The organism is Longimicrobium sp. (assembly GCA_036389795.1).
In the GTDB taxonomy this organism is placed as follows: Bacteria; Gemmatimonadota; Gemmatimonadetes; order Longimicrobiales; family Longimicrobiaceae; genus Longimicrobium.
On the sequence record DASVWD010000121.1, the window covers coordinates 14,870 to 40,868 of the forward strand.

The 25,999-nt window shown below is 73.4% G+C and carries 20 protein-coding genes and 1 tRNA gene; 15 read left to right on the forward strand and 6 right to left on the reverse strand.

All coding sequences use genetic code 11. From position 1 onward, the window contains the following. Window positions 1-25 precede the first annotated feature (25 nt). Window positions 26-553 (forward strand): hypothetical protein, encoded by a 528-nt coding sequence (locus VF746_16475; protein HEX8694020.1) that lies wholly within the window; start codon window positions 26-28, stop codon window positions 551-553. Window positions 554-701: 148 nt separating this feature from the next. On the opposite strand, the gene VF746_16480 is transcribed toward VF746_16475, so the two are convergent. Next, a tRNA-Asn gene (locus VF746_16480) sits at window positions 702-775 on the reverse strand. Window positions 776-1,083: 308 nt separating this feature from the next. Here VF746_16480 and VF746_16485 point away from each other — a divergent pair. The 5 genes from VF746_16485 (at window position 1,084) to VF746_16505 (ending at window position 8,913) form a co-directional block, all read left to right on the forward strand. Continuing rightward, window positions 1,084-3,519 carry a lytic transglycosylase domain-containing protein gene (locus VF746_16485; protein HEX8694021.1) on the forward strand — a complete coding sequence of 812 codons (2,436 nt, stop codon included), beginning with the start codon at window positions 1,084-1,086 and terminating at the stop codon, window positions 3,517-3,519. Window positions 3,520-3,819: 300 nt separating this feature from the next. Next, window positions 3,820-4,599, forward strand: a complete 780-nt coding sequence (locus VF746_16490) for a DUF5715 family protein (protein HEX8694022.1) — start codon at window positions 3,820-3,822, stop codon at window positions 4,597-4,599. A 447-nt stretch (window positions 4,600-5,046) separates the two neighbouring features. Then, the gene (locus tag VF746_16495; protein HEX8694023.1) at window positions 5,047-5,679 is read left to right on the forward strand and encodes a hypothetical protein; all 633 of its coding nucleotides are present in this window, start codon (window positions 5,047-5,049) and stop codon (window positions 5,677-5,679) included. 292 nt (window positions 5,680-5,971) lie between these two features. Beyond that, a complete protein-coding gene (locus VF746_16500) occupies window positions 5,972-6,898 on the forward strand; it encodes a TIGR01777 family oxidoreductase (GenBank protein ID HEX8694024.1) in 927 nt (308 codons plus the stop codon). A gap of 332 nt (window positions 6,899-7,230) precedes the next feature. After that, complete coding sequence (locus VF746_16505) at window positions 7,231-8,913, forward strand: AarF/UbiB family protein (protein ID HEX8694025.1); 1,683 nt, start codon at window positions 7,231-7,233, stop codon at window positions 8,911-8,913. Between the two features lie 352 nt (window positions 8,914-9,265). Here VF746_16505 and VF746_16510 read toward each other — a convergent pair whose 3' ends face one another. Further along, a complete protein-coding gene (locus VF746_16510) occupies window positions 9,266-10,864 on the reverse strand; it encodes a Ppx/GppA phosphatase family protein (GenBank protein ID HEX8694026.1) in 1,599 nt (532 codons plus the stop codon). A 166-nt stretch (window positions 10,865-11,030) separates the two neighbouring features. Between VF746_16510 and VF746_16515 the strand changes: the two genes are divergently transcribed. Next, a complete protein-coding gene (locus VF746_16515) occupies window positions 11,031-11,891 on the forward strand; it encodes a class I SAM-dependent methyltransferase (protein ID HEX8694027.1) in 861 nt (286 codons plus the stop codon). Between the two features lie 121 nt (window positions 11,892-12,012). Here the strand turns inward: VF746_16515 and VF746_16520 are convergent, their stop codons facing one another. The 3 genes from VF746_16520 to VF746_16530 form a co-directional block, all read right to left on the reverse strand. Next, window positions 12,013-13,398 carry a M28 family metallopeptidase gene (locus VF746_16520; GenBank protein HEX8694028.1) on the reverse strand — a complete coding sequence of 462 codons (1,386 nt, stop codon included), beginning with the start codon at window positions 13,396-13,398 and terminating at the stop codon, window positions 12,013-12,015. A 79-nt stretch (window positions 13,399-13,477) separates the two neighbouring features. Next, a complete protein-coding gene (locus VF746_16525; GenBank protein ID HEX8694029.1) occupies window positions 13,478-13,828 on the reverse strand; it encodes a type II toxin-antitoxin system PemK/MazF family toxin in 351 nt (116 codons plus the stop codon). After that, window positions 13,821-14,024: a hypothetical protein gene (locus VF746_16530; protein HEX8694030.1), complete on the reverse strand. Its 204-nt coding sequence runs from the start codon at window positions 14,022-14,024 to the stop codon at window positions 13,821-13,823. The genes VF746_16525 and VF746_16530 overlap by 8 nt, the downstream gene beginning before the upstream one ends. A gap of 228 nt (window positions 14,025-14,252) precedes the next feature. On the opposite strand from VF746_16530, the gene VF746_16535 reads away from it, so the two are divergent. From VF746_16535 to VF746_16570, 8 genes are all read left to right on the forward strand, one after another. Further along, complete coding sequence (locus VF746_16535; GenBank protein ID HEX8694031.1) at window positions 14,253-16,766, forward strand: ligase-associated DNA damage response DEXH box helicase; 2,514 nt, start codon at window positions 14,253-14,255, stop codon at window positions 16,764-16,766. Window positions 16,767-17,083: 317 nt separating this feature from the next. After that, window positions 17,084-17,758 carry a VWA domain-containing protein gene (locus VF746_16540; protein HEX8694032.1) on the forward strand — a complete coding sequence of 225 codons (675 nt, stop codon included), beginning with the start codon at window positions 17,084-17,086 and terminating at the stop codon, window positions 17,756-17,758. After that, a complete protein-coding gene (locus VF746_16545; protein ID HEX8694033.1) occupies window positions 17,755-18,573 on the forward strand; it encodes a protein phosphatase 2C domain-containing protein in 819 nt (272 codons plus the stop codon). The genes VF746_16540 and VF746_16545 overlap by 4 nt, the downstream gene beginning before the upstream one ends. Then, on the forward strand, window positions 18,566-20,536 hold the full coding sequence (locus VF746_16550) for a hypothetical protein (protein HEX8694034.1): 1,971 nt from the start codon (window positions 18,566-18,568) through the stop codon (window positions 20,534-20,536). Before VF746_16545 ends, VF746_16550 begins: the two co-directional genes overlap by 8 nt. Continuing rightward, entirely contained in the window at window positions 20,533-21,201 is a 669-nt protein-coding gene (gene pdeM, locus VF746_16555) for a ligase-associated DNA damage response endonuclease PdeM (GenBank protein HEX8694035.1), read from the forward strand. The genes VF746_16550 and pdeM overlap by 4 nt, the downstream gene beginning before the upstream one ends. A gap of 356 nt (window positions 21,202-21,557) precedes the next feature. Continuing rightward, on the forward strand, window positions 21,558-22,493 hold the full coding sequence (locus VF746_16560; GenBank protein HEX8694036.1) for an N-acetylmuramoyl-L-alanine amidase: 936 nt from the start codon (window positions 21,558-21,560) through the stop codon (window positions 22,491-22,493). Window positions 22,494-22,570: 77 nt separating this feature from the next. Further along, entirely contained in the window at window positions 22,571-23,227 is a 657-nt protein-coding gene (locus VF746_16565; protein ID HEX8694037.1) for a hypothetical protein, read from the forward strand. 109 nt (window positions 23,228-23,336) lie between these two features. Next, window positions 23,337-24,581: an acetate kinase gene (locus VF746_16570; GenBank protein ID HEX8694038.1), complete on the forward strand. Its 1,245-nt coding sequence runs from the start codon at window positions 23,337-23,339 to the stop codon at window positions 24,579-24,581. A 145-nt stretch (window positions 24,582-24,726) separates the two neighbouring features. On the opposite strand, the gene VF746_16575 is transcribed toward VF746_16570, so the two are convergent. Beyond that, window positions 24,727-25,917, reverse strand: a complete 1,191-nt coding sequence (locus VF746_16575; protein HEX8694039.1) for a right-handed parallel beta-helix repeat-containing protein — start codon at window positions 25,915-25,917, stop codon at window positions 24,727-24,729. Window positions 25,918-25,999: the final 82 nt, after the last annotated feature.

The following is a 25,999-nucleotide window of genomic DNA, read 5'->3' on the forward strand; positions in this document are numbered from 1 at the left end:
AGCGAGAGCGATGAATCGAGGCGCAGTGGAAGCGAAGCTGGACGAACTGTCCCGCAAATGGGCACGTGTCGGCGCGTGGCTCACGGTTTCACCACACCCCTCGCCGATCGACCTCGAGTCCCTGATCGCGGAGACCGCCCGGTGGAGCCGCGAGGATCCGCGCCTGTTCCAGGTTGCGGCAACCTGGCTCGCGGCGAACCACGACCTCGTAGATCCGATTCGCCTGGAGAGCGCTCTGTCCAAGCTGGACGACCTGGGGTCGGCCACGGCGGGCGCCCTCCTCAGCCTGGCGCTTTCCGCGGCCGGCAAGGCTCCGGAGCTGGAGGCACCGCTGCGCGTCTGCCGGGCAATCTCTCCCGCGCGTCCCCTGTTCACCGTGGCGGAGCTAAGCCCTCTCTTCACGGATTTCGCGCGGGAGGATGCCGATCCCCTGTTCCTGCGCTGGGGATTCTGGAGTGGCGATACCGCACTGAAGCCTGGCGCGCTGCGTGGGCGTGGATGGATTCTGCGCCATGCTCCAGAACTCCGCTCCCGGGCGGAGCAAGCGGCATGAGCAGGATCTGCTGACCGCTCTGACCGGTCTCTCTCGAGGCCGAGGTGAGGCCGCCGCCAATCGTGCAACGGGCTGTTGCACGATTGCCATGAAACGACGAGAGCCCCGCCTGCGATCGGCAGGCGGGGCTCTCGTCCAGTTTTAGAAGCTCCGGCGGCAGGACTCGAACCTGCGACCCTCTGATTAACAGTCAGATGCTCTAACCAACTGAGCTACGCCGGATCGGTCGCTCCCGGGCGGAAGCGAGCGGATAACTTATCGGCGCGCCCCCGGTCTGTCAACCGCGTTCCGCCCGTCATCTCCCGCCCCGCCAGCACGTTAGCGGAGCGAGCGATCCGGGCCGGCGGAACCCTGCGCGGCCGGCGGGGTTCATCCTCTACCCCAGCCACACGACGGTGCCCGCTCCGTAACCTTTTGCCATGGAACGGGATCGGCCCGTTTCGTGCTCTGTCCCGCGTGGAGCCGCGCCGCACCGCGCGCTCCACCCGCCGCCAAACGCCCAGCAGCTCCGCCGAACCCGCAGCACACGCATGAAGTTCTCCTCCGAGCTCGTCCGCTACGCCGGCTTCGCCGGGATCGCGACCGGTCTTGCAATCGGCACGGCCTGGGGCCGGGGCGACGTGCGCGAGAGTCTCTCCCGCATCACCACGCTGGAGGCGCCCGCCGTCACCGACCCCTTCGCCGGGCTCTCGCACGCGGGGATGACGGCCGCCGCGCGCGAGGCCAGCGCCGAGCTGGAGTCGGGGCGCCCCTGGGCGGCGTGGAACGAGCTGCGGTGCTACGTGGAGGACGAAGACGACGCGCCCCCCGCCGTGGCGCTGCTCGCCGCGCGCGCGGCCGCCGGGTGGGACGCCTGGAGCCACGTGCGCCGCCTCCTGGCCGGCCGCGAGTGGCTGGACGAGGAGGGCGGCGGCGCCGGGCTCCTCCTGCTGGCGCGCGCCGAGGAGGCGCGGGAGGAGTGGGAGGCCGCGGCCGCCGCCTACCGCCGCTACACGGCCGTCGCCGAGGGGGAGGCCCGGGGCGTCGCCTCCGCCCGGCTCGGGCGGGTGCTGCGCCGGGCGGAGCGCCCCCGCGAGGCCGCCGGGGCCTTCGCCGACGCCGCGCGCGACCTGCCGCAGGCGGCGGACTGGCTGCTGGCGCTCCGGGCCGAGGCGCTCGCCGCGGCGGGCGACCCCGCCGCGGTCTCCGCGCCGCTCCCGGCCGAGGCCTCGGCCCCGGCGCGCGCCCACCGCGCCCGCGCCGAAGCGCGCTACTGGCTCGGCGCGGGCGACACGGTGCGCGCCGCCGCCGGGCTGGAGGCCGAGGCGGGCGCGGTGGCGGCGCTCGACGCGCGCACCGCGGCCGAGCTGGCGCTGAAGCAGGCGCGGCTCCTGGCGGCCGCCGGGCACGGCCCCGAGGCGCGCGCCGTCCTGGCCCGCGTCGCCGCGGACGGCGGCGCGGCGCCCACGGTCCGCTCCGCGGCGGCCGCGCTCCTGGGCGACCTCCCCGGCGAGCGCACGGCCGCCGAGCAGCTGGCCCGCGCCGCCGCGTACGAGGCGGCGGGGAAGCCCGGGCTGGCTGCGAAGGCGCTGCGGGTGGCGCTGGCCCGCGGCGCGCCCGACGACGCGGCCACGCGGCTGCGCGTCGGCCGGCTCCTCTTCGACGAGGCCGACTACGAGCCGGCGCGCGCCTGGCTGCTGGAGGCGGCCGAAAAGCTGGACGCCGAGCGCGCCGCCGAGGCCGAGCTGTACGCCGCCCGCGCCCTGGTGCGGCTGGGGCGGGCGGACGACGGGAGGGCGGCGCTGCGCCGCCTGGCCGAGCGCCGCGCGGGCACCGCCGCCGCCGGGACCGCCTGGTTCCTGCTGGGCGACGAGGCGGCGGACCGGGCCACGGGGATCGTCTACTACCGCCGCGCGGCCGAGGTGGCGCACTCGCCGCACGCGCGCGAGGCGCTCTTCCGCGTGGGCGACCGCAGCCGCAAGGAGGGCGAGACGGCGGCGGCGATCCGCGCCTGGGAGGAGTACGCCGGGCGCTGGCCGCAGGGCGAGCAGACCGCCGAGGCCGCGTACCAGGCGGGGCTGCTGCACGAGCGCGCCGGGCGCGAGGAGCGGGCGCGCGCCATGTACGCGGCGGCGATCGCGGCGGACCCCGTCTCCTACCCGGCGGTCCGCGCGGCCGACCGCATGGGCGCCGACCCGCTGGCGGGCGCCGACCGCGCGCTCCCCTGGCCCGCCGCCCCCGCCGACGAGGCCGACGCCGCCGCCGCGCTCCGCCGCCTGCGGGCGCTGGAGGAGGCGGGGCTGGAGGATGCGTGGAAGGCGGAGCTGGACGCGCAGGTCCGCCGGCTCGGGGAGCGTCCGCTCGCGCGGCTCGTCCTGGCGGAGGGGCTGCGCGACGCGGGGCACCCGGTCGACGGCATCCGCCTGGGCCGCGCGCTGCTGGAGGAGCGCGGCGGCGCCTGGGACGCCCGGCTGCTGCGCGTGGTGTTCCCCTTCCCCTACCGCGAGCTGCTGCTGGACGAGGCGGAGCGGGTGGACGTGGACCCCTGGCTGCTGGCCGGGCTGGTGCGGCAGGAGTCGTCGTTCGACCGGCGGGCGCGCTCGTGGGTGGGGGCCACGGGGCTGTCGCAGATCATGCCGGGGACGGGGGCGTGGCTGGCCGGCGGGGTGGGGATCCGCAACTTCGAGCCGGAGCTGCTGGCGGTGCCGGAGATCAACCTGCGCATGGGCGCCCGCTACCTGCGCGACCAGATGCGGCGCTACCGCGGCGCGCGCGACCTGGCGCTGGCCGCCTACAACGCGGGCCCGGGGCGCGCGGACCGCTGGAAGCGCGAGCTGGGCTACGGCCGCGACGTGGACGCCTTCCGCGAGCAGATCCCCTTCGCCGAGACGCGGCACTACGTGAAGGTGGTGATCCGCAACGCCGAGGTGTACCGCCGCCTCTACGGCCCCCGGCGCGCGCCGGGGCTGGCGTCGCCCGAGATGTGAGCGCGTGAGTGCGGAAGTGCGCGAATGCGTGAGTAACCCCTTGCGGGATAGCCACTTACAGGCGATATTCATCACGCTTCCGCACATCCGTCACAACCCGTCCGCGGCTCGCGTTCTCCTGGCGAGCTCGCTGCCGGCGCGTGTAAACGGTTGACCGCCCGCGGAATCGCGGGTACGATATGTCGAGGGGACGGCCTGGTTGTGCCGTCTTTTCGGCGTTGGGGGCTCTTCTGAAGGGCGTCCGGACGTCTTCCCTGTCCGGACGAGATGCTCTCTCGCACGTCAGACCCACTGCAACCGATGCGCATCCACCGAATCGTCGGTCCCATCGCCTTCGTGCTGGCGCTCGGCCTTACGGCCGGGGGCGCCCGCGCGCAGTCGCTGAGCGGCTCGCGGGCGAGCGTGGACCGCATGTACGAGCAGGCGCACGACCACCACCTGACCTTCTTCCGGACGGGGACGGGGGTGCGCTCCGCCGCGCGCGAGGGCGACCTGGTGCGCATGAGCGGCAACGAGAACTACCGGCTGCACGCGGTGACCTACCCGTACGCGCTGGAGACCACGCGCACCTTCGTGCAGCGCCTGTCCAGCCAGTACCGCGACGCCTGCGGCGAGCGGCTGGTGGTCACCAGCGGGGTGCGCCCCACCTCGTTCCGGCTGTTCAACTCGGCCGACAAGTCGGTGCACCCCACGGGGATGGCGGTGGACATCCGCAAGCCGACGCGCCGCGGCTGCCTGAGCTGGCTGCGCGAGACGCTCCTGTACCTGGAGCGCCAGGGCGCCATCGAGGCCACCGAGGAGCACCGCCCGCCGCACTTCCACGTGGCGGTCTACCCGCGGCAGTACCTGGCCTACATCGGCCGGGCGCCGGACGCGCGCCCGCAGCAGACGGCGCGGCGCTCCACCGGCCGCTCCGCCAACGCGCGGCTCATCACCTACCGCGTGCGCCAGGGCGACTCGCTGTGGACCATCGCCCGGCGCCACGGCACCAGCGTGGAGCGCCTCAAGAACGCCAACGACATGAGCTCGTCGCGCCTGCGCGCCGGGCAGGTGATCCGGGTCCCCAGCCGGGGCCGCTGACGCGCCGCTCTCTCCCGAAGACGACCACCGCCGCCCGGCCTCGAGCCCGGCGGCGGTCCTGTTTTCGGGCGGTTTCGCCGTTCGCGGTTGCATGAGGGATGCGCGCCCGACAGGGCCGGGACGCCGCCGCCACAGGGAGTATCGTGGCGGCGGTGGCCCGGCGCGGTTGGGCAGCGTTGTTTGCTGCCTTACCGCGCGCGCAGCCCGGCCCGGAGCGCAGCGGAGGGACATGCCCGAACAGCAAGTGCTGAGTGCGAAGTGCGAAGTGCGAAGTGCTGGGACATCGTGGGGACGGACGCTGTCTCCGGGCAGGGACGGGCAAGATCGTCTAAGCCATTGTAATTCAATCAGATGCATCTCTCGCGGTGGCACCGTGTTTGCTCCAGCACTCGGGCTCTCCGCCGGAGTAAGCGGAGCCGCAGGGGGCAACCGAAGGAGCGATGAGCCATGACGAAGCTGATGCGGGGAGCGCGGGGCGCGGTGCTGGCGGCGGCGACGCTGGCCGCGGCCGGGTGCTCGCAGCTCGGGACGCTGGGGAACGTCCTCGGCGGGGTGATGGGGCAGCAGGGCGGCGGCAACGGCGAGGTGTACGGCGAGGTGCGCGCCCTGGATACGCAACGCCAGATCATCCAGATCGAGACCAGCAACGGCCAGGTCGGCAACGTGTACTTCGACAACCGCACGCGCGTGGTCTACCAGCAGCAGGAGTACCCGGTGACGGCGCTGGAGCGCGGCGATCAGGTGGCCATGCGCATCCGGCAGGACCAGCAGGGCACGGCGTACACCGACTACATCAGCGTGACGCAGAGCGTGCAGGAGCGCGGCGGCTACGGCGGCAGCACCAGCGGCAGCGGGTCCACCTACGGGATGCAGAGCCTGGAGGGGCGCGTCAACTGGGTGGACTACAACCGCGGCGAGTTCTCGGTGAACACCTCGCGCGGCCAGGCGATCGTGTTCCTGCGCTACAACGCCAGCAGCTACGAGGCCAACCGCTTCCGGCAGCTGCGCCAGGGGAGCTACGTGCGCCTCCAGGGCCGCTACGTGAGCCAGGACCGCTTCGAGCTGGACCGCTTCTATTGATCCGGCCCGCCGGTCGGCTGATCGAGGCGACGAGGGGCGGCCCCGCGGGGCCGCCCTTCCGCATCATAAGTAAGTGCTCAGAAGTTCTGTCGACTTTCAAGTCCTGAGTGCTGAGTGCTAAGTGCTAAGTGCTGAACTGCACAGACGATGTCCGATCCGGCAACTTAGGACTCAGCACTCAGCACTTAGGACTACCTACTTATGAATTGAGGTTGCCGGGCGCGCGGCGGCCGGTATCATTTCCATGATCGTTTCGAGCACCCGACCGTCGCCGTCCGCCCGGAGCCGCTCAATGGACCAGACCCCGCCCTCCGCACCTCCCCTGCGCGTGGCCGTCGCCGGCTCGTCGGGGCTGCTCGGCACGGAGCTGTCGCGGCGGCTGGAGGCGGAGGGGCACGCGGTGCTGCGCCTGGTGCGCCGCCCCCCGCAGGGCGAGGGCGAGGCGCGGTGGGACCCCGCGGCCGGACGGATCGACGCGACGGCGCTGGAGGGCCTCGACGCGGTGGTGAACCTGGCGGGTGAGAACGTGGGGGAGCGCTGGACGGAGGAGCGGAAGCGGCGCATCCGCGCGAGCCGCGTGGACGCCACGCGGCTGCTGGCGGAGGCGCTGGCCGGCCTGGCGCACAAACCCCGGGTGCTGGTGAACGCGTCGGCGGTGGGCTTCTACGGCAGCCGGGGCGACGAGCGGCTGGACGAGATGAGCGCCCCGGGCGACGACTTCCTGGCCGGCGTGGTGCGCGACTGGGAGGCCGCCACCGCCCCGGCCGCCGAAGCGGGGGTCCGCGTGGTGCTGCCGCGCTTCGGGGTGGTGCTCACCGCGCGCGGCGGGGCGCTGGCCAGGATGCTGACGCCCTTCCGCCTGGGCGCGGGGGGAAGGCTGGGCAGCGGCCGCCAGTGGATGAGCTGGATCTCGCTGGACGACGCGGTCGACGTGATCCTGCGCGCGCTGCGCGACGAGCGGATGGCGGGCCCGGTGAACGTGGTGGCCGGCGCGGTGACGAACGAGGAGCTCGCCCGCACGTTGGGGCGGGTGCTGCGGCGCCCGGCGCTGGTGCCGGTGCCCGCCTTCGCGCTCCGGCTGATGTTCGGGGAGATGGCGGACGGCACCGTGCTGGTGAGCCAGCGCGTGGAGCACCGCCGCCTCACCCAGCTCGGCCACAGCTTCCGCTACCCCGAGCTGGAGGCGGCCCTCCGAGCGGCGCTCGACGAGAAGGATTGATCGTCCCCCGCTGCGGGGAGGCCCCCTCCCCCGCGCGGCCCTCGGCTGCTCGTTCCTCGCAGCCAGAGGGCGCGCTCCCCTCCCCCGCTGCGCGGTAGAGGGGAAACACCTCGGCGCCCCGCGCGACGAACTCGAAGTGCCGTTTGCGGTTGAAGCCTCGCGCGGTTTGCGAGGCTTTCTGCTGTTGTTGCTGCGACTTCAGTCGCCCCAACACCCCCCCAACGCCCCCCCGACACCCCCCGCGCACCCCCCAAGCACGCTTTCTGCGTTTTCCCGCGCCGTTCCGCGCAGTTCACAAGATTTCCCCCGCGCAGCACGATTCGAGAAGACGAATGGGCATCTCGCTGAAGGGCGAGCACCTGAAGCGCTACCGCGACCTCGCGAAGCTGCTCTTCAAGTACGGCCGCACCGACCTGGTGAAGACCGCCGGGCTGGAGGAGGCGCTGCTGGAGGAGGACCAGGCCGCCACCGACCCGGCCGCGGAGGCCACCGCCGCCGAGCTGGCCGACGACCTGGAGAAGATGGGGCCCACCTTCATCAAGCTGGGCCAGCTCCTCTCCACCCGCCCCGACCTGCTGCCGCAGCCGTACATCGACGCGCTCGCCCGGCTGCAGGACGACGTGGAGCCGTTCCCGGCCGAGGAGGCCGCGAAGATCGTGCAGCAGGAGCTGGGGGTGCGCGTCTCCAAGGCGTTCCTGGACTTCGGGCACGAGCCGATGGCGGCGGCCTCGCTGGCCCAGGTGCACCGGGCGCGGCTGCGCGACGGGCGCGAGGTGGCGGTGAAGGTGCAGCGCCCCGGCATCCGCGAGCAGATCGTGGACGACCTGGACGCCCTGGCCGAGGTGGCCGACTGGATGGACCGCCACACCAAGGCCGGGAAGCAGTACGAGTTCGGCCGCACCCTGCAGGAGCTGCGCAAGAGCCTGATCAACGAGCTGGACTACCGGCGCGAGGCCGCCAACCTGGCCACCCTGGCCGAGAACCTCTCCGAGTTCCCGCGCCTGTACGTCCCTACCGCGGTGGACGACTACAGCACCTCGCGCATGCTGACCATGGAGTTCGTGCGGGGGCGCAAGATCACCAAGCTCTCGCCGCTGGCGCACCTGGAGATCGACGGCGTGGCGCTGGCCGAGGAGCTCTTCCGCGCCTACCTCAAGCAGATCCTGGTCGACGGCTTCTTCCACGCCGACCCGCACCCGGGCAACGTCTTCCTCACCGAGGACGGCTGCGTGGCCCTGCTGGACCTGGGGATGGTGGGGCGCATCGGCCCCGGGCTGCAGGACCACCTGATCCGGCTGGTGGTGGCCATCAGCGAGGGCAACGGCCCCGAGGCCGCCCAGCGCACCATCGAGATGGGCGAGGTGAAGGAGGAATTCGACCGCGCCACCTTCGTGCAGACCACGTCGGACCTGGTGGGGCAGTTCCAGACCGACTCGAGGCACGTGGAGGTCGGCCGCATCATGCTGGAGGTGTTCCGCGCCGCCGCGCAGACGGGGGTGCGCCTCCCGGTGGAGATGGCGATGCTGGGGCGGGCGCTCCTGGCGCTCGACCAGGTGGGGCGGACCCTCGACCCCGAGTTCGACCCCAACGCCTCGATCCGCCGCAACGTGGCCGAGCTGATGCAGCGGCGGATGCTCAAGTCGCTCTCTCCGGGGCGGATGGTGGCCAACGTCCTGGAGATGAACGAGTTCGTCCAGAAGCTCCCCGCGCGGCTCAACCAGGTGCTCGACGGCGTCGCACAAGGCCGCGTGACGATGAAGGTGGACCTGAACGAGGAGCTCTGGCTTACGGAGGGGATCCAGAAGGTGGCGAACCGGCTCACCACCGGCATCATCTCGGCCGCGCTGATCGTGGGCGCCGCCATGATGATGCGGGTGCAGACGCGGTACACCATCTTCGGCTACCCCGCCCTGGCGATGATCTTCTTCCTGCTGGCGGCGGTGCTCGGCTTCTGGATCGTCTTCGACATCGTGCGCCAGGACCGCCGCCGCAGCAAGCCGCCGACGCCGTCCTGAACGTCAGGGGAACAGGGGACAGGGGACAGCCAGCGGGGAAGAGGATGCGACGAGCCGGTCCGATGCTTCGTCGGCCGGCAGGTAGATCAAATCCGGGAACAGCAGGCCTCACGCAGAGTCAGCAGAGTTTGCAGAGGGGTTCTCTGCTTACTCTGCTGACTCTGCGTGAGAAAAGTCTTTGCCGGATTCGGGATACTTGTGGAGTCGCCCCGGCGCAGGAAGCGCCTCTCCCCCGCAGGCTTGGCTATGCAAGCGCGAGTCGCGGGATCATGGCGACACTCGCTATTAAAGTTTCGGGCCTCAAACTTTAATAGCGCCGCCCGCTATTCAAGTTTGCTTTAACAGCGGAGGCTCACCCCGGCACGGGCTCGCCGTTGGCGACCTCGATCTCCAGGCCGAAGGTGCCGGTGAAGAGGCCGCCCTTGCTGCGCAGCGCCCAGCGCTCCAGGAGCAGGTCGCCCCTGGCCTCCAGCCTCAGCTTGAGCTTGCCGGACCGGGTGACGCGCGCCCTGACCGAGCGCACCACCTGCAGGTGCTCGCGGTCCAGCGCGTCAGCGATGCGCAGCAGCGAGGCGAGCTTCACCACGCGCTCGCGGTCGGCCGGGGGGAGCGCGGTGAACGCCTCGTGGTGCTCGGCGGGGACGCCCTTGCGGTGGTAGCGCGCCAGGTTGGCGACGATGTCGATCTCGCGCTGGGTGAAGCCGGGGACCTCGGAGTTGGCGATCAGGTAGAGCGAGTGCTTGTGGTGCTTCTTGTAGCCCACGAAGGTGCCGATGTCGTGCAGCACGGCGCCCGCCAGCAGCATCCGCCGGTCGGAGGGCTCCATGCCGTGCACCTCCTGGAGCTGGTCGAAGAGCGAGCCGGCCAGCTCGGCCACGTGCAGGGCGTGCTCCTCGTCGAACCCGTAGCGCCGCCCGAGCGCCACCGCCCCGGCCAGCGCCTGCCGCTCCTTGCGGTCTTCGTGCGCCTCGTGGGTGGTCAGGTCCTCCACCAGGTCGATCAGCACGCCGTCCTTGAGCCCCACGGCGGGCACCAGGATCTCCTCCACCCCGGCCAGCGCGGCCACCCGCTCGTAGATCATGGCCGCGGGGAGGATCACGTCGGCGCGGTCTTCGCGCAGGCCCAACTGCTCCACGCGCTGGTGGTAGGAGAGGCGCGAGAGCAGCTCGATGGTCCCGCGCAGCGCGGAGAGGGGAACGGACGCCACCCGCCCCCGCGCGGCGTCGGTGCCCGCGAGCCGGGCCAGCGCCTCGGCGTTGCCGCCGGTGGCGATCACCCCTTTCGGGCTCCACTGCTGGGCGATGGTCGGGATCTGCAGCGTGGCGGCGTACTCCTGCAGGAGCCGCCGGAAGCGCCCCGGCTCCTCGCCGGCCACGGAGAGCTCCTCGAGGAGGCGCACCGAGCCCATCACGTGCGACTCGCTCCCCAGGATGCCGCTGGAGTCCACCAGCGACACCTCCACGCTGCCGCCGCCCACGTCCACCGAGATCCACTTGTGCTCGCCGAAGTCGACGTGGTGGCGCACGGCCAGGTAGACGAGCCGCGCCTCCTCCTGCCCGGTGATGGCCTCCAGGTCGATCCCCGTCTCGTCGTGGACGCGCTCGACGAAGTCGGCGCCGTTGCGGCTCTCGCGGGTGGCGCTGGTGGCGACGGCGCGGTAGTGCCCGATCCCCAGCGCCTCGATCTGCGTCCGGAAGCCGGCGATTGCCGCCACGGCGGCGTCGATGGCCTCGGGGGTCAGCCGGCCGGTGAGGAACACGTCGTGCCCCAGCCGCACGGGGACGCGCTCCTCGGCCAGCACCGCGTACTCGGCGAGCGAGGCGAACTCGGCCGCCAGGAAGCGGATGGCGTTGGAGCCCACGTCCACCGCGGCCACGCGCAGCGGGAAGGCGGGCGCGGCCTCGGCGGCGGACGTCTTCGCGGGCTTCGGGCGGGCGTCGACTGGCGGCATGTCCTCACGGGGTGCGGTGCCAGGACGCCGACGCAAGCTCGGGGCCCCTCCGGCGCCAGCATCTTCGCGAGGGCGGAGCGGCGCGGCAAGGCGGGGAGGTCTTGCCTCGCCCCGCTCGACTCCGTCGTTTTCTCACATCGAACCGGCGACCCGGATCTACCGAACCATGAAGCGCGAGCTGCACGAGCAGAACCGGCGGTCGTGGAACGCGGCCACGGCGGCGCACAACAGCCACAAGGGCGACCAGGCGGCGTTCTTCCGCGCGGGCGGGAGCACGCTGCGCGAGGAGGAGCGCGAGCTGCTCGGCGACGTGGCGGGCCTGCGCGTGGTCCACCTCCAGTGCAACGCCGGGCAGGACACGCTGAGCCTGGCGCGGCTGGGCGCCGACGTGCTCGGGGTCGACATCAGCGACGAGGCGGTCGAGTTCGCGCGGAGGCTGGCGGAGGAGTCGGGAGTCGCGGCGCGCTTCGAGCGCGCGGACGTGTACGACTGGCTGGAGCGGGCCGCGCGCGAGGGGGAGCGCTTCGACCTGGCGTTCTCGTCGTACGGGGCGGTTCCCTGGCTCTCCGACCTCCGCGCGTGGGGCGCGGGGATCGCGCGCGTCCTGCGGCCGGGCGGGCGCTTCGTGCTAGCGGAGTTCCACCCGGTGCTGGGGATGTTCGACGAGCGGTTGACGCTGCACTGGCCGTACTCCACCGGCGGCGAGCCGCTGGAGCTGGAGGGGATCGGCGACTACGTGGCCATGTCGCGGGAGGGGCTGGCGCTCGGGGAGTATCACGAGGGGGTGCGGGACTTCCGCAACCCGCATCCGTCCATCGAGTTCCCCTGGGGCGTCGGCGAGGTGGTGCAGGCGCTGATCGACGGCGGGCTCGTGATCGAGGTGCTGCGCGAGTACCTCTATTCCCGCGGCTGGAAGCCGTTCGAGAACATGCGCTACGATCCGGAGCACCGGCGCTGGTACATGCCCGACGGGATGCCGGACATCCCGATGATGTACGCCGTCGTCGCCCGCAAGCCGGTTGATTGACGCTCGGCGGAAGCTGAGAAAACCCCTGATCTCACAGAGGACACGGAGGGCACAGAGAGGACTTCGCCTGCAACAGGCCGTTCCTCTGTGTCCTCTGTGCCCTCTGTGAGAGCCAGGCAGTTCAGCGCTGGGGCGCGGGGCCGCGCGGGAGGGGCTCGGGGAGCTCGGCGGCCACCCAGGCCAGCACCGCCATGGCGGCCACGCAGCGGGCCACCTCGGCGGGGTCGAGCTTGTCGGGGGTGTCGGCGTCGGTGTGGTGGTACCAGAAGTAGCGCGAGCCGTCCACCTCCAGCCCCGCCCCCGGCACGCCCAGCTGCATCAGCGGCCCGATGTCGGCGCCCCCGCCGCCGCGGTTGATCGTCCCCGCCCCGATCCCCTCCAGCAGCCGCCCGATCTCGCGCACCACCGCGTACGCCGCGTCGGACCCCGTGAAGCCGAAGCCGCGCGGGGCGAAGACGCCGGCGTCGGACTCGATGGCCAGGACGTGCCGGTCGACCTCGGCGCGGTGCGCGTCGCGGTAGGCGTTGGCGCCGCGCAGGCCGTTCTCCTCGTTGGTCCAGAGCACCACGCGCACGGTGCGCCGCGGGCGCAGGCCGAGGCGCTTCATCAGCCGCACCGCCTCCCACGCCGCCACGCTCCCGCCGGCGTCGTCCATCGCCCCCGTGCCCACGTCCCACGAGTCGATGTGGCCGCCCATCACCACCACCTCGTCGGGGCGCTCGCGGCCGCGGATCTCGGCCACCACGTTGCGCGAGGGCGCGTCGGGGAGCATGCGCGCGCCCATCGACAGCCGCACGCGCACCCGCTCGCCGCGCGACGTCATCCGGCGGATCATCATCGCGTCTTCCATCGAGAGCGCGGCCGCGGGGATGCGGGCGGCGGTGGTGTCGTAGCGCAGGCTCCCGGTGTGCGGCGTCTGCATCCCGAACGGGCCGACGGAGCGGATCAGGCTCGCCACCGCGCCGGCCTTCGCGGCCGCCGACGCGCCGCCCGAGCGGTAGCGCACCGTCTCGCCGTAGGTGGTGAAGGGGACGTCGAAGAGGACGATCTTCCCCCGCGCTTCCGCCGCGCGCCGCTCCAGCTCCTCGAACGAGCCCACCACCAGCACCTCGGCCTCGACGCCCTCCACCGGCGTGCCGACGCTGCCGCCGAGGCCCAGCAGGTGCAGCCGGACGCGGCGCGGCGTGACCAGCTCGGCGGACTCGGCGCCGCGCACCCAGCGCGGCACCATCACCGGCTCGGTATGCACGTTCTCCAGCCCGTCGCGGCGCATCTGCTCCACCACCCAGTCGATCGCCTGCTCCAGGTTGTCGGTGCCGCTGAAGCGCGGCCCGAAGCGGTCCGCCAGCTCGGCGACGCGGTTCCACGCCGCGCTGTCCGCGGTGGCGCCCCGGATCAGCGAGTCGGCGGCCGCGCGGTAGGCGGACGGGCCCTGGGCGCGCGCCGGGACAGTGAGGAGCGCGATGGCGCAGAGGACGAGGTGCGAGAGCGGGAGAAGCCGGCGCATTGGTCCAGAGCGTGGTTCAGGAGATGCTTGTCGGGAGCGGGACACGCTATCGACACGCCGCTGGTTCGCGCAACGACCGTCAAGCAGAACCCGTCCGCTCGTCCTGGAATGCGAGTGCGCGGGCGAGGCATCCTTGCACCTCGTGCCAGTCGCGTTCGGAGAGGCGTCCGACGGGTTTGACTGTGGAGCGTCCAGCCATTGCGAAGTACGCGCGGAATGCGGTCGGCTGGTGCAACCCCGCGGCCTGCCAGTCCTGAAGCAGGTAATCGGTGGGCGAGCGCGCTGCGGATATCTGCGAGGTCAGCGCCGCGAGGACGAGATCCGGCCGGTGCGCGTGGTAAAGCCGGCTGGAGACGACAACAGCGGGTCGCCGCTTGACTCCGGTGGCACCTGGAAAGTCCACCGTGACTACGTCGCCGGGCTCAGCCATTGCCGGCACTCTCCTCCGCTTCCAGCCGTGCCCACGCGGAGAGGCTGAAGTCCCGCAGATCCTCTTCGCTCCATTCAGTCTGGAAGTCCACCACCGACTCCGGCGCAATCCCATCCAGGATGAGTCGGGCCAGCCGCAGCCGGTCTGAAGCCGGGAGCGGCTTGATGCGCTGGTCGTAAAGCTGTTCGACGGTCATGGATCAGCCTCCTTTCCTCGGCATGCGACGGGAGTGTCTCACGCGCCCCGATCCTCTCATGATGATGTTAACGTGATCACAAAGCGAGGTCAGATCAAGTTTCGATCCGATTCCGCCAGCGCAGACACGATGCAGGGTTGATCTCGACTTATCGTTTTAGCGCACGGCGCGATCGTTGCCGTGGAAAGCGGACGGAAGAAACACCTTCGCACCCGCGCCGATCCGCCCGTGGCCCGATCCGCCGCCGCCCGAAAGCTCGCCGCCGCCGACGATCCGCTCGACCGCATGGAGGCGTGGTTCGCCGCGCGCGGGTGGGAGGCGTTCGACTTCCAGCGCGAGGTGTGGGACGCCTACCTCGCGGGCGAGAGCGGGCTGATCCACGCGGCCACGGGGACGGGGAAGACGTACGCGGCGTGGCTGGGGCCGCTGCTGGAGTGGATGCAGGGGCACCCGGACGCGCCCGCGCGGGTCCGGCGCGCCGACTCCCCACCGCTGCGCATCCTGTGGATCACGCCGCTGCGCGCGCTGGCGGGCGACACCGAGGAGGCCCTGCGCGCGCCGCTGGAAGACCTCGCCGTCCCCTGGACGCTGGAGTCGCGCACGGGCGACACCCCCGCGGCGGTGCGCTCCCGCCAGCGCGCGCGGCTCCCCACCGCGCTCGTCACCACCCCCGAGAGCCTGTCGCTCTTCCTCTCGCGCCCGGACGCGCGCGAGCTGTTCGCGGACCTGCGCGCCGTGGTCGTCGACGAGTGGCACGAGCTGATGGGCACCAAGCGCGGCGTGCAGACGGAGCTGGCGCTCGCCCGCCTGCGCGCCTGGCGTCCGGAGCTGCGCACCTGGGGGCTCTCGGCCACCATCGGCAACCTGGACGAGGCGCGGGCCACGCTGCTGGGCGTCGCGAGCCGGGACCGCCCGGGGCGCATCGTGCGCGGGCTGGTGCCGAAGACGGTGGTCGTCGACGCGCTGATCCCGCCCACCATCGAGCGCTTCCCCTGGGCCGGGCACCTGGGGACGCAGATGCTCCCGCAGCTGCTGGACGTCCTCGACCAGGCGGAGAGCGCCATCGTCTTCACCAACACGCGCTCGCAGACGGAGATCTGGTTCCAGGCGATCCTGGCCGCGCGCCCGGAGTGGGCGGGGGAGATCGCGCTGCACCACGGCTCGCTCGACCGCCGGACGCGCGAGTTCGTGGAGGAGGGCTTGAGGACGGGCCGCCTGCGCGTGGTCGTCGCCACGTCGAGCCTGGACCTCGGGGTGGACTTCTCGCCGGTGGACCGCGTGCTCCAGGTGGGCAGCCCCAAGGGCGTCGCCCGGCTGCTGCAGCGCGCGGGGCGCAGCGGCCATCGGCCGGGGGTGGAGAGCCGCGTCACCTGCGTCCCCACGCACGTGCTGGAGCTGATCGAGGTGGCCGCCGCTCGCGACGGGGTGGAGGCGGCCGCCATCGAGAGCCGCCTTCCCGTGGAGCGCCCGCTGGACCTGCTGGCGCAGCACGTGGTCACGGTCGCCCTCGGCGGCGGCTTCCGGCCGGGCGAGCTGCTGGCGGAGGTGCGCACCACCCACGCCTACGCGGAGCTGCGGTACGACGAGTGGGACTGGGTGATCGACTTCGTCACCCGCGGCGGCGAGGCGCTCCGGGCGTACCCCGAGTTCCAGCGCGTGGTGCAGAACGACGACGGGCTGTACGTCGTCGAAGACCGGCAGGTGGCGCGCCGGCACCGCATGGCGATCGGCACCATCGTGAGCGACGCGGCGATGGCCGTGCAGTACCTGCGGGGGCCGAGGCTGGGGACGGTGGAGGAGAGCTTCATCGCGCGCCTCCGGCCCGGGGACCGCTTCTTCTTCGCCGGGAAGCCGCTGGAGTTCGTGCGGGTGCGCGACATGAAGGCGTGGGTGCGCCGCGCCAGCACCTCGCGCGGGGCGATCCCGCGCTGGATGGGGAGCCGCATGCCGCTCTCGACGGAGCTCGCGGCGGCGCTGCGGGCGCGGCTGGAGGAGGCGAGCCGGGGGGAGTTCCGCGGCCCCGAGATGGAGGCGGTGCGCCCGATCCTGGAGATCCAGGCGCGCTGGTCGAAGATCCCCGCGGCCGACGAGCTCCTGATCGAGCGGGTGAAGACGCGCGAGGGGCACCACCTGTACTTCTTCCCCTTCGAGGGGCGGCTGGTGCACGAGGGGCTGGCGGCGCTGCTGGCGTACCGCATCTCCCGCCTGAAGGCGATCTCGTTCACCTTCTCGATGAACGACTACGGGATCGAGCTCCTCTCGCCGGAGGAGGCGCCGCTGGAGGAGGCGCTGGCGGCCGGGCTGCTGCGCCCGGAGAATCTGCTGGACGACGTGCCGGCGTCGCTGAACGCCACGGAGATGGCGCGGCGGCAGTTCCGCGAGATCGCGCGGGTGGCGGGACTGGTGTTCACCGGCTTCCCCGGCCAGTCGAAGAGCGCGCGGCAGCTGCAGGCGTCCAGCGGTCTCTTCTTCGACGTGTTCACCCGCTACGACCCCGGCAACCTGCTGGTGAGCCAGGCGCACCGCGAGGTGCTGGAGCGGCAGCTGGAGAGCAGCCGGCTGGGGCGCACGCTGGAGCGCCTCTCCGCCGGCCGAGTGGTGATCAGCGAGCCGAAGCGCACGCCGCCGCTGGCCTTCCCGCTGCTGGTGGACCGCACCCGCGAGCAGGTGTCGAGCGAAACGCTGGCCGAGCGCGTGAGGAAGATGCAGGTGCGGCTGGAGCGGGAGGCGGAGCGGGGGTGAAGCCCCCTCCCTGGCGCCTGGCGCGCCGGTCCCTCCCCCGCTGCGCGGTGGAGGGTGGCCCCGCACCGGCACTCGGCGGGGCGGAACGAGCGTGAGGGATGCGCGCGCAGCCCGGCCCGGAGCGCAGCGGAGGGACACGCCCAAAACCCGCGGCCCGCTCTTCCGTAGTTCATCGCCGTCCGAGAGACTGAGCGGCAGGGAGTGGCGCGGATCGTCCCCAAACCCTTGTCGCCGCACGGGGATCGTGGCGATATTCGAGATCCCGCTGGACCCGCAGCCACCCCACTCGTCCACCGCAGTCCGAAGGAACCGACCCCATGTCGCAGCTCTCCAGGCTCGAGGACGCCGTGGAGTTCGCGGAGAACCCCGAGCCGCGCTGCCCCTGCGTGCTCCTGCTCGACACCTCCGGCTCCATGCGCGGCGAGCCGCTCGACGCGCTCCAGGCGGGGCTCGACGCCTTCCGCTTCGACCTGGCGCTGGACCCGCTGGCCTCGCGCCGCGTGGAGGTGGCCGTGGTGGCGTTCGACGACGCCGCGCGGCTGGTGCAGGACTGGACGAGCCCCGACCTCTTCGACGTGCCGCTCCTGGACGCCGACGGGATGACGCACATGGGCGAGGCCATCAACCTGGCCCTCGACCTGGTGGAGGAGCGCAAGGCCCGCTACCGCGCCTACGACGTGGCCTACTACCGCCCCTGGATCTTCCTGGTGACCGACGGCGAGCCGCAGGGCGAGCCCGACGAGGCGATCCGTGAGGCCGCGCGCCGCATCCGCGAGGCCGAGGAGAAGAAGCAGGTGGCGTTCTTCGCCGTGGGCGTGGAGCGGGCGAACCTCTCCAAGCTCAAGCAGCTCACCGTGCGCGACCCGCTGCGGCTGCGGGGGCTCGACTTCCGCGAGATGTTCGTCTGGCTCTCGCGCAGCATGCAGTCGGTGGCCCACTCGCGCCCCGACGAGTCGGTGCGCCTGCAGCCGACCGGGTGGGCGGAGCTGTGACGGACGCCACGCTCGTCCCCACCGCGGCCCCGGCCGCACCCTCCGCCGGCCGGACCGCCGGAGACTGGCGGGTGCTGGGTGTCTCGGTGCGCGGCACCGGCCACGCGCGCGGCGGGCTCCCCTGCCAGGACGCGCACGACTGGCGCCGGCTCCCCCGCGGCGCCGTGGCGCTGGCGGCGGCCGACGGCGCCGGCAGCGCCCCCCTGGCCGAGGCCGGGGCGCGCGCCGCCGCCCACGCCGCCGTGGACGCCCTCGCCCGCGCGGCGGCCGCCGTCGACGCCTCGGGAGACGGGTGGACGGCCGCGCTCGACGCCGCCTTGGCCGCCGCGCTCGAGGCCGTGCACGCCGAGGCCGCCCGCCGCGGCGCCGACATCCGCGACCTGGCCACCACGCTCATCGCCTGCGTGGCGTGGGACGGCGGGGTGGCGGCGGCGCAGGTGGGCGACGGCGCCGTGATCGTGGCCACGGAGGACGGGGGGATGCGCAGCGTCACCGTGCCCACCTCGGGCGAGTTCGCCAACGAGACGGTCTTCCTCACCTCGCCCGGCGCGGTCGCGGCGGCGCAGCGGGCGGCGTGGCGGGGCGAGGCGCGGCACGTGGGCGTCTTCACCGACGGGCTGCAGGGGCTGGCGCTCAAGTTCCCGGAGAAGGTGCCGCACGCGCCGTTCTTCGCCCCGCTCTTCGCCTTCGCGGCGGAGGGCGGCGACCCGCGCGAGGCGGAGCGGCAGCTGGGGGCCTTCCTCTCCGGCCCGCGGGTGACGGCGCGCTCCGACGACGACCTCACCCTGCTGCTGGCGGCGCGCGGCCATGGCTGACGTGCTCGCCCTCCCCGCGCCCCTGATCTTCCGCCGCCGCCGGACGCTGGAGCTGCTGGCGCTGGACGACGCGCTGGAGCTGGGCGCGGGCGGCGAGGCGCGCGTGCTGGGGCTGCCGCGCGACCCGACGCTCGTCGCCAAGCTCTACCACGCCCCCACCATCCAGCGCGCCCGCAAGCTGGCGCTGATGATGGAAGACCCGCCGGAGCTGGACCCCGCCGTGGCCGCGCTGGCATGGCCGTGCGACCTGCTGCTGGACGGGCGCGGGCGCTTCGCCGGGTTCCTGATGCCGCGCGCCGAGGGGCCGCGCGTCTTCGAGTTCTACAACCCCAGCACCCGCCGCCGGACGGCCCCGCTCTGCCACTACGGCGTGCTGCACCGCGCGGGGGCCAACCTGGCCGCGGCGTTCGAGGCGCTGCACGCGCGCGGCTACGTGGTGGGCGACGTCAACGAGTCGAACGTGCTGCTGGGCGAGGGCGGCGCGGTGACGCTGGTGGACACCGACTCGTTCCAGGTGCGCGACCCCGACGACGGCACCGTGCACCGCTCGCACGTGGGCAAGCCCGAGTTCACCCCGCCCGAGCTGCAGGGTCTCTCCTTCGCCGAGCTGGACCGCCTCCCCGAGCACGACCTCTTCGGCCTGGCGGCGCTCCTCTTCCTCCTGCTGATGGAGGGGACGCACCCCTTCGCCTCGCGCCTGGCCGACGGCGGCGAGGTGCCCCCGGTGGAGGAGCGCATCCGCCGCGGGCTCTTCCCCCACGGCGCCGAGCACCCGGTCTGCCGCCCGCCGCGCCTGGCTCCCCGCTTCGAGCTGCTCGACCCGGCGCTCCAGGCGCTCTTCCTGCGCGCCTTCCTGGGCGGCCACCAGGACCCCGCCGCGCGCCCCACCGCCGCCGAGTGGCGCGGCGCGCTCGCCGGGGCCGAGGCGGCGCTCGTGACGTGCGCGACGAACCCCCGCCACCGCCACGGGCCCCACCTGGACGCCTGCCCCTGGTGCGAGCGCGCCGGGCTGCTCCAGGGGCGCGACCCCTTCCCCGAGCAGGCGGCCCCGGCCCCGCCCCGCCCCGCGCGCGCGCCGCGGCGGCGGGTGCAGGCCGCGGCGCCGGCGCCCGCCCCCGTCGTTGCCGCCGCGCCCACCCCGCCCGTCCGGCTCGCGCAGACGGCGCCGGGGCCGCTGGCGGCGCCGCCGGGCAGCGTGTTCGCCGACGCCCCCTGGCAGCGGCCGGCGCTGGCGAAGCTGGACCCGGAGCTGCGGGCGGCGCTCGCGCCCGGGGCGCTGCGCAGCCCGGTGGCGTGGCTGGCGCCGGGCGTGTGGATGCTGCTGGCGAGCCACCTCCCCGCCCTCCAGGTGCTGGGCCTGTTCGGGCTGATGATGATCTTCATCTGCATGGTGGCGTGGGGCGCCGGGCCCGTCGACCGGCGCACGCTGGCCGCGGCCATCCTGCTGCTCCTGGCGGCCGCCGTGCTCACCGGCCCGCCCCCCTGGATGTCGGCGCAGGCGGCTCCGTACGACGACTACCCGCGCTACGACGCCGAGGCCGCGGCCGCGGCCCCGCTCGCGCCCGCGCCCGGGCCGGAGCCCGCGCCGGCGCCGGAGCCGCAGCCGAAGGTGATGCTCGGCGAGACGTACACGGGGGCGGACCTGGACGGGGCCCCCGTGCTGGAGAACCGGGCCGACGTCGAGCGGCGGCTGCTGGAGCTGTACCAGACCACGCTGTGGTACCGGGAGACGCAGGGCCTGCTGCAGGTCCGGGTCTTCGTGCGGCCCGACGGCACGGTGGACCCCCGCTCGGTCGACGTCTCGCAGGGCCTCTCGCGCCCGGAGTACGCCGACCAGGTGGAGGAGGTCCTGGCCGGGATGCGCTTCTCCCCGCTCACCGCGTCGGGGGGCCGGCCGGCGTCGGCGTGGATCTCGGGCGACGTCTGGCTCTGGCGGGAGGGAGGCGGCGAGCCGGACCGGTGACGGGATTCACGTTCGAGCTCGCCGGCGAGGGGCTGGTGCTCCTCCCCGAGCGCGCGGTGTTCTGGAAAAGCGCGCGGACGCTGCTGGTGGCCGACCCGCACTGGGGGAAGGCGGCGGCGTTCCGCGCGGCGGGCGTGGCCGTCCCCGGCGGCACCACCAGCGCGGGGCTCGCGCGGCTCTCGCGCGCCCTGGAGCGCACCGGCGCGGCGCGGCTGGTGATCCTGGGCGACCTCTTCCACGCCCGCGAGGGCCGCGCCCCGCGCACCCTGGCCGCCGCGCGCGCCTGGCGGGAGCGGCACCCGGGGCTCGAGGTGGTGCTGGTGCGCGGCAACCACGACCGCCGCGCCGGAGATCCGCCCCCCGAGCTGGAGATCGCCTGCGTGGACCCGCCCCGGGCCCACGGCCCCTTCGTCTTCTCCCACCACCCCTTCGAGTCGGCCGCCGGCTACGTGCTGGCGGGCCACGTGCACCCCTCGGTCACCCTGCGCGGCCCCGGGCGCCAGCGCCAGCGGCTGCCGTGCTTCCACTTCGGCCCGCGCGTGGGGATCCTTCCCGCCTTCGGCGACTTCACCGGCACGGCCGACGTGGCGGTCTGCCCCGGCGACCGCGTCTTCGTGGTCGCCGGCGACGACGTGGTCGAGGTCGGCGGGGCCAAAGGCGGCTGATGCCGATCGGGAATCCGATCCGGTGATCGGGCTCGTAGGGAACTTCGATCGCGAATACCGAAGCAGATCGTCGATCAGCATAAGCCGCGGCAACCACGGCAGAAAGCCTCGCGGACCCCGCGAGGCTTCGACTGCGGAACGCCGCGCGGGCGAGGGCCCTCCGGCCGCCCGCCGGCGCGCCCGCGTCGGCGGGCTTCCTTGTCCGCCGGCCGCTTCTCCAGTAGCTTCCATCAGCGCGCGCGCTTCCCCCTCATCATCCCGACGAGTCCACCGCCCGCCCGGGCCTTCGGGCGCCGCCGCCCTTTTCCCGATCCCGTCACCCGACCCCGGCCGTCTTCCACCGTCACGCGACCACGATGTGTCCCGCTGAGACCACCGTCCCCAACGGGATCGGCTCCGTTCCCGTCGCCGGCCTGCCGTTCGAGCTCAACGACGGCGCCATGATCCCCCTCGGCGAGGGGCAGGCCGTCACCCGCGGGTGGCCCGAGGCCATCGGGGGGAGGCCTCTGGGCGTCACCTGGCACTGGACCGTCACCTGGGACCTCAGGGTGTGCCGCCAGGTGCTGGGCGGCGCCAATCCCGAGCGCAAGGGGCAGGCGTCGGCCCACTACGCCGTGGGACGCAGCTTCGCCGAGGGGGTGGACCGCTACGTGTCGCTGGAGAACCGCTCCTGGCACGCCGGCGTCCACCAGACGCTGCGCTGGGACGGCCGGGCGCTCACCGACCCGGACCACAAGGGCTCGCGCTCCACGGTGGGCGTCGAGACGGTGAACATCGGCTACGCCACCAGCGCCGGGATGGCCGGGCCCGACTGGATCCACACCGCCGGCCCCGACGGCAGGCCGCTCGTCGTGCAGCCGTGGACCGAGGAGCAGGTGCGGATGATGATCGAGGTGGGGCGCGAGATCCAGCGCCGCTGGCCGCACCTCGGCCCCGAAGACCACCACGGCCACCACGACGTCTGCCCCGGACACAAGGTGGACGTCTCCGGCTTCCCCTTCGCGCGGGTGCTGCGGGGAATTTACCCCGAGGCGTCCATCTACGACGTGTGGACCCCCACGGCCACGGTAGTCCAGCGCCAGCGCGCCCTGGCCGCCGCCGGCTGCGACCCCGGCCCCGTCGACGGCGTCTGGGGGAAGGACGGCACGGTCGCGCTCAAGCGCTTCCAGGCGGAGCGCGGCCTGGTGGCCAACGGCTACTGGAGCACCTTCGTCTCCCGCGCCCTGCACGCGGCGCTGGCGGAGCGGGGGATGGACCTGGCCGCCGCCGGCGGCGAGCCGGGCACCCGGTAAAGCGTCCGCCGGCGCCGGGACCCTTCCCCCGTCGCGGCCCGGCACCCCTTCCGAGACCTTCTTCCCGAGAGCGATTCATGAGCAATCCCCAGCCTTCCGCCCCCGTCGTCGTCCCCGCCGAGCAGCAGGCCGTCGTCTCGCCCGCGCGGCTCCCCATCGGCCCCGTCGCGCTGCTGGCGGCCGGGATGGGCATCGTGCTGTTCCTGGTCGGCCGCGACATCGGCTTCGCGCAGTCGCTCGCCTTCTCCGGCGACGGGCTCCTGAACGTGGGCCAGGTGCTGGCGCCGCTGATCGCCGTGGCGCTCTTCATCGAGCGCGCGGTCGAGGTGGTGATCACCGCCTGGCGCGCCCAGGGCTCGCGCGAGCGCCAGTGGAGCGTCGACCATCCCCGGGACGAGCAGAGCGCGCGCTTCGCACGGATGGCGCTGGACCGCTACCGCATGTCCACGCAGCGCTACTCCTTCATCGTCTCGCTCTCGCTCTCCGTGTTCGCCGCGCTGGTGGGCGTGCGCGCCGTGGGCCCGCTGCTGGCCGCCGGGGCGCTGGACGCGCTGCAGGGAGGGCAGCAGCTCTGGTTCGCCGCCTTCGACGTGGGGATCACCGGCCTGCTGCTGGCCGGCGGCGCCGACGGCATCCACCAGGTGGTGACCACCCTCACCAAGTTCCTGGACACCACCAAGGCGAAGATGGACGCGCCGGCGCAGCCCGGCGGCGCCGCGAACGGCAACGGCTGACGCGAAAGCGCCTCCCGGCGGGTGCCGCTGGCCCCGCCGCCGCCGGGCCGCTAACCTCAGGGACCTCCCGGTCTCCCGGGGGGAGCGGCCCGGCGCGCTTCGCGAGAGCATGAACATCCTGGTCCTGAACGTCGGCTCGGCGTCGCTCAAGTTCCAGCTGATCGACACCGACGAGGAGAAGATCGCGGCGGGCGCCGACCGGCGCCTGGCGCGCGGGCAGGTGGAGCGCATCGGCGGCGAGGCGGTGTGGGGCTACCGCGCGGGCGGCGGCGTGGCGGAGCGGGGGACGGCCGCGCTGCGCGACCACCGCGCCGCCGTCGACCACCTGCTGGGGTGGATGACCTCGGAGGGCTCGGGGGTGCCGCTCGGCGGCGTGGGCGAGATCGGCGCGGCGGGGCACCGGGTGGCGCACGGCGGCGAGCGCTTCGTCCGCTCGGTGCTGATCGACGACGCGGTGCTGCGCGGGATCGAGGAGTACGTGGACCTGGCGCCGCTGCACAACCCCGCCAACCTGCGCGGGATCCAGGCGGTGCGCGCGGTGCTGGGCCCCGGCGTCCCCCAGGCCGCCGTCTTCGACACCTCGTTCCACCACACGCTACCCGAGCGCGCCTTCCTCTACGCCATCCCCTACTCGCTCTACCGCCGGCACCGGGTGCGGCGCTACGGCTTCCACGGCACCTCGCACCGCTACGTGAGCTACCGCTACCGGCAGCTGACGGGGAAGACGCGCGAGCAGACGAAGATCGTCACCCTGCACCTGGGCAACGGCTGCTCCGCGTGCGCCGTCTCGGGCGGCGACTCGGTCGACACCTCCATGGGCTTCACCCCGCTGGAGGGGCTGGTGATGGGCACCCGCTCGGGCGACCTGGACCCGGCGGTGCTCGACTACATCGCCGGCAAGGAGGGCCTCTCGCTGCACGAGGTGGAGAGCCTGCTCAACAAGCAGTCGGGGCTGCTGGGGATTAGCGGGCTCACCAACGACATGCGCGAGCTGTTGGCCGAGGCCGACGAGCACGACGACCGGCGGGCACGCCTCGCCATCGAGATCTTCTGCTACCGGGTGCGCAAGTACGTGGGCGCCTACCTGGCCGCGCTGGGCGGCGCCGACGCCGTCTGCTTCGCCGGCGGCATCGGCGAGGGCGCCGCCCCGGTGCGCGCCCGGGTCTGCCAGGGGCTGCAGTGGGCCGGCATCCGCCTGGACGACGCCCTCAACCAGGCCACCGTGGGCGGCCGCGAGGGGCGCATCTCCCCGGAGGGCGCCCACCCCGAGGTGTGGGTGATCCCCACCGACGAGGAGCTGCTGATCGCCCGCGACACCTACCGCTTGGTGCACGGGATCGAGACGCGGTACTGAATCCCGTTCCCCGAAAAGCTTCGCGCGGGAGCAGGCACCGTCACGAATGTCTCGCACGGAGTCAACGGAGGGAACGGAGGACCCACGGTGTTCTCCGTCGACTCCGTTGACTCTGTGTGAGGCTTTTCAGGACCCGTCCCCGTGCTCAGAGCTGCACGAACCTGCCGCCGGAGTTGATGCGGGCGGGGTCCAGGTTGTTCTGGATGAACACCACCCGCCCCCCCGCGCCGGCCACGTCGGCCTCGAAGGTGGGCGGCCCGCCGGCGGAGTTGGTCTTGCGCAGCGAGGTGACCAGCACCTCCGTGGCGCCGCCGTCCACCAGCAGGTGTGGCGCCGGCACCGGGCCCGTGAGCCCGCTCTGGTCGGTCACCAGGCCGTGCATCGCGACGCTGGCGCCTCCGCTGATCCGCACCCCGTGACCGCTGGAGTTGCTGGAGCGGAGGCCGCCCACGCTCACGCCGGTGCACGCTTCCACCCACAGCGAGCCGACGCAGCCGAGCACGCTGGCGCCGTCGATGGCCACCCCGGAGCACTGCTGCACGTGCAGCCCCCTCCCGCCCGTGTAGATGCACTGGAGCCCCGAGAGCTGCAGCCCCGCGCAGCCGGTCACCAGAATTCCTGTGCCCCCAAGACCGATCGCCTGCGCGTTGGCCACCTGCACCGAGAGGAAGTTGCTGATGGCGATGCCGCTGCCGCTCTGGGCGCTCACCAGGCCGGCGCAGAGCAGGCGGTTGGTGGAATGGCCCGAGCCGTCCAGCGAGATGCCGGTCCCGCCGATGTGCCTCGCCGCCACGTCGTAGAGCTCCACCTTGTTCGCCTCCTGCACCAGCACGCCCCCTCCGCCGAACCCGCTGATGAAGAGGCTGCGGAGGCGGATCCGCGTGTCGATGGACCCGCCGGCGCCGGGCTGGGTGGCGCTGATCCCCACCCCCGTGCCCACCGAGTAGCCGGGGCCGGTGATCACCAGGTCTTCGATGGCGGTGATCTGCGTGCCGAGGAGGATCTCCGGCCCTACGGCGAGGGCGAACGCGTCGCCGGAGTGGGAGGCCACCACCTCCGTCGCCTGCCCCCCCGTGCCGACCAGCGCCCGGCCGGGAGGGACGGTGACGGTGGCGCCGATGCGGAACGTGCCGGGCGCCAGCCGCACGCGCGTGCTGGCGTTCAGCGCCGCCTGGAGCGCCGCCGTGTCGTCGCCGCCCGACGGCACGAGCACGGCCTCTCCCCCGCCCAGCAGCTCGGGAACACCGAGGGCGCTCGTGCCGAGCGCCAGCCCGCTCCCCAGCACCAGGTCCTCGGAGAAGCGGACGCCGCCCGCTTCGCGAATCACGAACGTCATACTTTCCTGCCTTCCGCTTGAGCGCGGGTCCACGGCGTCCCGGCCGGGGGCACCGCGTGGGTTGTGGGTGTGCGGCCGGGCC

Coding starts and splice junctions, on each gene's coding strand:
- VF746_16485 (HEX8694021.1), top strand. CDS start 1,084: ATGAAGTTCTCCTCCGAGCTCGTCCGCTACGCCGGCTTCGCCGGGATC.
- VF746_16490 (HEX8694022.1), top strand. CDS start 3,820: ATGCGCATCCACCGAATCGTCGGTCCCATCGCCTTCGTGCTGGCGCTC.
- VF746_16495 (HEX8694023.1), top strand. CDS start 5,047: ATGACGAAGCTGATGCGGGGAGCGCGGGGCGCGGTGCTGGCGGCGGCG.
- VF746_16500 (HEX8694024.1), top strand. CDS start 5,972: ATGGACCAGACCCCGCCCTCCGCACCTCCCCTGCGCGTGGCCGTCGCC.
- VF746_16505 (HEX8694025.1), top strand. CDS start 7,231: ATGGGCATCTCGCTGAAGGGCGAGCACCTGAAGCGCTACCGCGACCTC.
- VF746_16510 (HEX8694026.1), bottom strand. CDS start 10,864: ATGCCGCCAGTCGACGCCCGCCCGAAGCCCGCGAAGACGTCCGCCGCC.
- VF746_16515 (HEX8694027.1), top strand. CDS start 11,031: ATGAAGCGCGAGCTGCACGAGCAGAACCGGCGGTCGTGGAACGCGGCC.
- VF746_16520 (HEX8694028.1), bottom strand. CDS start 13,398: ATGCGCCGGCTTCTCCCGCTCTCGCACCTCGTCCTCTGCGCCATCGCG.
- VF746_16525 (HEX8694029.1), bottom strand. CDS start 13,828: ATGGCTGAGCCCGGCGACGTAGTCACGGTGGACTTTCCAGGTGCCACC.
- VF746_16530 (HEX8694030.1), bottom strand. CDS start 14,024: ATGACCGTCGAACAGCTTTACGACCAGCGCATCAAGCCGCTCCCGGCT.
- VF746_16540 (HEX8694032.1), top strand. CDS start 17,084: ATGTCGCAGCTCTCCAGGCTCGAGGACGCCGTGGAGTTCGCGGAGAAC.
- VF746_16550 (HEX8694034.1), top strand. CDS start 18,566: ATGGCTGACGTGCTCGCCCTCCCCGCGCCCCTGATCTTCCGCCGCCGC.
- VF746_16560 (HEX8694036.1), top strand. CDS start 21,558: ATGTGTCCCGCTGAGACCACCGTCCCCAACGGGATCGGCTCCGTTCCC.
- VF746_16565 (HEX8694037.1), top strand. CDS start 22,571: ATGAGCAATCCCCAGCCTTCCGCCCCCGTCGTCGTCCCCGCCGAGCAG.
- VF746_16570 (HEX8694038.1), top strand. CDS start 23,337: ATGAACATCCTGGTCCTGAACGTCGGCTCGGCGTCGCTCAAGTTCCAG.
- VF746_16575 (HEX8694039.1), bottom strand. CDS start 25,917: ATGACGTTCGTGATTCGCGAAGCGGGCGGCGTCCGCTTCTCCGAGGAC.